Annotated in this window: 3 protein-coding genes and 1 pseudogene; 2 read left to right on the top strand and 2 right to left on the bottom strand. The window is 46.8% G+C overall.

The annotated features are described in order from the left end of the window. The first annotated feature begins 392 nt into the window (after positions 1–392). Positions 393–1,310, top strand: coding sequence for a fructosamine kinase family protein (locus tag QT994_RS27185; RefSeq protein WP_333180176.1), 918 nt, complete (start codon positions 393–395; stop codon positions 1,308–1,310). 207 nt (positions 1,311–1,517) lie between these two features. Here the strand turns inward: QT994_RS27185 and QT994_RS27180 are convergent, their stop codons facing one another. Next, a complete protein-coding gene (locus QT994_RS27180; protein WP_333180173.1) occupies positions 1,518–3,218 on the bottom strand; it encodes an ABC-F family ATP-binding cassette domain-containing protein in 1,701 nt (566 codons plus the stop codon). Positions 3,219–3,594: 376 nt separating this feature from the next. Here QT994_RS27180 and QT994_RS27175 point away from each other — a divergent pair, with 376 nt between their 5' ends. Beyond that, entirely contained in the window at positions 3,595–3,720 is a 126-nt protein-coding gene (locus tag QT994_RS27175; protein ID WP_333050741.1) for an element excision factor XisH family protein, read from the top strand. On the opposite strand, the pseudogene tnpC reads toward QT994_RS27175, so the two are convergent. Beyond that, positions 3,709–4,663 (bottom strand): annotated as a pseudogene (gene tnpC, locus QT994_RS27170) (IS66 family transposase); the annotation flags it as partial. The gene QT994_RS27175 and the pseudogene tnpC overlap by 12 nt on opposite strands. Positions 4,664–4,810 lie beyond the last annotated feature (147 nt).

Here is a 4,810-nt window from a genome sequence, read left to right as displayed (position 1 = left end):
CCCGTTGATAGGCGTTAAGTGGAAGTCCTGAGAGGGATGAAGCTGAGGCGTACTAATAGACCGAGGGCTTGACCTCTCTTTACACATGGTGATGATGATGACTTAATTCTCTGCAGTCTTCAGGGTTTTTCACCCTTACCACTTTTCTCTACTGTCAAAAGAGGCAATGGAACCACTGGGATTCCCTCCCGAGATCGCTTGTTAAATGCTCCGGTAAATATATTTGGTCATTCACGGCAGCTCGAAAATAGCTCAATCCTTGGAACCACTTTTAAACAAAAGCTCCTCTGTGTACAGATAGGGGCTTTCTTGTTTTTGCTGATTAATTTTTAATTCGCTATCCCTGTTAAATTAATTTCGATCGCCCTCAACCCTCAACACGATTTCATGCTATGTGGGACAAAATTGCCGCGCACATCTCTGAAACAACCGGAGAAACATTTTCTATGGACAATCGCCATTCTGTCAGCGGCGGCTGCATCAATCAAGGCTATTCTATTAGCAGCAGTTCCCGCGCTTACTTCGCGAAAATCAATCAAGCTTCCCAAATTGCGATGTTTGAAGCCGAGGCTTTGGGTTTGCAGCAAATGCGGGCAGCCCAGACGATTCGAGTACCTGAGCCGATTTGCTGGGGAACTGAGGGGAATTCAGCTTATATTGTGGTGGAATGGCTGGATTTGGGAAGTCGCGGGGGCGATCGAGCTTGGGAAGAAATGGGGCGAAAACTCGCCGAAATGCACAAATACACCCCCCCCAACCCCGCCTTGCTAAGGGGGGGAGAAGAGCCTAATTCTGGCTTATTGAGGGGAGTTTTTGGGTGGGATATTAATAATACGATCGGCTCAACTGTGCAAATTAATAAGTGGACGGCAAATTGGGCAGAATTTTGGGCAGAACATCGGATTGGTTATCAGTTACAATTGGCGAGGCGTCGGGGTGGTCATTTTCCCCAAGGGGAACGTTTATTAGAGGTAATTCCTGAGTTGTTAGCAGGTCACGAACCGCAACCTTCGCTAGTTCACGGGGATTTGTGGGGGGGCAATGCAGGGGTAACATTTGCGGGGGAACCGGTAATTTTTGACCCGGCCGCGTATTTTGGAGATCGAGAAGTTGATATCGCGATGACGGAGTTATTTGGCGGGTTTTCAGCGCAGTTTTATCGGGGATATAATCAGGTTTGGCCGTTGGAGGGAGGCTACGATCAGCGGAAAACTTTATATAATCTATATCACATTTTGAATCATTTTAATTTGTTTGGCGGGAGTTACCAGTCCCAGGCGAATCAGATGATTAATCGAATTTTGGGTTAAAATTTACGTAGTAGCTGGATTCTATCAAGTCAAAAATGAAGTCTTGGCACTGTTGCATCGGTCGAGGTACTCGCTAATAAAAACCTGCATTCGTCTCTATACGAGGGTCGGAGTTTAACTGTCGTCTGAAGACGACTTAAGCTTTAAGGCAGGGGTTTAAACCCCTGCCGGACTGAAGGCTTCACCTGGCTTTTGAGACCAGTGGGTCTATTTTTGCTTAGCAGTCGCTTTTTTCTTGGCTTCTTTTTCCGCTTTTTTAGCTGCTTTTTCAGCTTCAAGTTGGGCTAACTTTGCTAGCTCTTTTTCTTCAGCTATTTTATCGAGATAGTAGTGGTAATCTCCCAAATAAGGGCGAAATTCTCCATCCCGAATCTCGACAATTTTGTTAGCTACTTGGGAGATGAAATAGCGATCGTGTGAAACGATAATTACCGTACCGTCATAATTCTGAATCGCTTCTTCCATCATCTCTTTCGCCGGAATGTCGAGGTGATTTGTCGGCTCGTCCAAAATTAGCAAATTCACGGGAGTCAACAGCATCTTTGCTAAAGCCAGACGGGCTTTTTCTCCGCCGCTCAAAGCGCCGACTTGTTTGAATACTGTTTCGCCGGTAAACAAGAACCGCCCCAACAAAGTCCGAACTTCTTCATTTTTCCAGTCGGGTACTTCGTCGTGAATGGTTTCGATCACGCTTTTATTCAAATCTAAGGCTTCTGCCTGATTCTGTTCAAAGTAACCGGGGATGACGTTGTGGCCTCCCAATTTGACTGTACCTTCAGAAGGCTTTTCTAAACCCATAATCAGTCGCAGCAGGGTGGATTTGCCCGCGCCGTTGGGGCCGAGAAAGGCTATGCGATCGCCCCTTTCAATTAATAAGTCGGCTCCCAAAAATAGGATTTTTTCGCCGTAGGTGTGCACCAAATCTTCAATTATTGCTACTTCGCGGCCGCTGCGGGGTGCGGGGGGAAAGCGGAAATGCAAAGTTTTTAATCCGCCGGTGGGGGCTTCGATGCGTTCGATTTTGTCTAACTGTTTCTCGCGGCTTTTGGCTTGGGTGCTGCGAGTGGCGCTGGCGCGGAATTTTTCAACGAATGCTTGCTGTTTTTCGAGTTCTTTTTGCTGGCTTTCGTAGGCGCTGAGTTGGGCTTCTCTGGCTTCTGCTTTTTGCAGCAGGTAGGAGGAGTAGTTGCCGAGGTAGGTGCTGGAAACGCCGCGTTCGGTTTCGACGATTTGGGTGCAGAGCCGATCGAGAAATTCCCGGTCATGGGATACGATTACCATTGGGGTTATCAGCCCTTTCAGGTAAACTTCGAGCCATTCGATGGTTTCTAAGTCGAGATGGTTGGTAGGTTCGTCTAGCAGCAGGATGTCGGGTTTTTGGAGGAGAATTTTGCCTAAACTCATCCGCATTTGCCAGCCGCCGCTGAAGGCGCTGACTAATCGATCGCCGTCTTCGGGTTCAAATCCGATTTCGGGCAGAATTTTCTCGATTTGGGCTTCTAAACCGTAGCCGTTTAAGCCTTCAAATTGCCGTTGCAGCCGATCCATTTTGTGGATCAGTTCGTCGAGATTTTCTGGGGTGGAGGCTTCCAAGTCTCGATGCACTTGCATCAGGGATTCGTGGATTTCGTTGGCTTCGCTGAAGGCGCGCCAAAATTCTTCTCTGACGGTGCGAGTCGGATCTACTTCAAATTCTTGGGAGAGGTAGGCGATGTGGAGGCTGGCGGGGCGAATGACTTCGCCTGCGGTGGGTTCGATTTCGCCGGCGATGATTTTGAGTTGGGTGGATTTGCCGGCACCGTTAACGCCTACTAAGCCGATGCGATCGCCTGGCTTGACTTCCCAGGTGACATCTTTGAGTACGACGCCTGTGGGGTAAATTTTACTGATGTGTTCGAGTCGCAGCATTGTTGTGGGGACTGGGGAAGGGCTGGTTTAGCGGCGGATGGGATGCCGGCGCTGAGGTCGAGTTAATCTTAACAAATTTTAATTATATTTAGCGTATTGCCAGATTTTGATTTGGTAGGAGTTACGCGAAGAAACCGGGTTTCTCTGAAAAATCGCAGATTCTGGGCTAGAGATATAGGAAGAAACCGGGTTTCTGGCCTCGATGTGGGTTCAGGACTCTTTGAGTGGGGCGATCCTCTTCGAGGGCTTCGCTAACGGGCGATCGTGTTGTTTCAGATTGAATTTCTCGCATAATGGTTGAGACTTCTGCACATTAGTTGAGACTTCTGCACATTATAATAGTCAGTGTCAACCTCGATAGCAAAAGAGAGCGATCGTGCCAGCAAGAGACATTTATCATCAAGTAGTCAAACAGGCTCTGATTAAGGCTGGCTGGACAATTACCCATGATCCGTATCCCTTGGCTGGGGCGAAGAGAAACCGTAAGGATTCAGGTCTTTGATTGGGGAATCAGAGAAGGCATAAAAAAGTTACAAGAATGGGCAGATAGAGCATCACGGAAAAAAGCCATTGCGCGAATACCTTGAAACCGACAAGTCTGAATCACAGATAACAAATCAGCAGTTTGTTCAAATCGAGACATGGAGCGGGAACCGCCAGATACTTTACGTTTAGTCACGGCTAATCTCCGTGAACGTTCTGCCAAATTATTGTCAGGAGGAATGGAAGGGTGGTCTAAAAAATACCACCATTGGTTCGCTTTCTCACGCAACGAGCGCAGCAACAGTCCAGCAGTATAACCAACATGACCAATCCAAGTATTTAACAATTCTGCCAGTCTGGTCTTAAAGTCCCTCGCCCAAGTGTGATAATCAAGTTCTTCAGGGTGCTCGCGCCCGGAGTCGATGTTGTCGAAATGCCTCATCAATTAATTCCAAAAATGCCTCTGCGACGACAGTGTTGTTACCGTGACTGATTTGAAGAACTTTCTTAAAATGTCGTCGTAGATGGGCCAGACATTTCTGCTGCGCTCCCACAATCACACCGTTATATACGCTAAAATCATCAGAATTCAACACTCCAGCAAACTCATTCCCCAGCATTGTTTCTAATTCTGAGCGACTGCGAGTGTCCGCAGCATGGAACAGGCAAAAATCTTGACCTGTAGCTGTCCACAACCATTCTTTGACGCCCTTAACACACCACGGGGTTTCATCGACATGGACGTTAGCTTGTAACGGTGCCCATTGCCATAAGTCTTTAACGGCGGGCTTTACAGCATTAGCTACTCGCGCATTGGTTGCTTGTAATGTCCCGATACCAATTTCAATACCACCTAATTCCCGCAGCAATTCTTGTTGCTTTTCATAAGACATATGCCCATAATTACCTAGCCATACCAATAATGCTTGTAGGTCGATGCTTAAGTCTTGTCCTGGCACTAAGTAGTCTCACAAAATTAATTACACAAACATCTAATATGATATAATAAAAAATATCAAGTTGTGTTCAAATAGGTTTTATATGTTTTTACTTCGAGATATCAATCCACTTTCTTTAAAATTGCTAAACCGAATTTATCGCGAAAGCAG

This window comes from Microcoleus sp. S13_B4 (genome assembly GCF_036700885.1).
GTDB lineage: Bacteria > Cyanobacteriota > Cyanobacteriia > Cyanobacteriales > Microcoleaceae > Microcoleus.
This window is presented reverse-complemented; position numbering and strand designations above follow the sequence as displayed.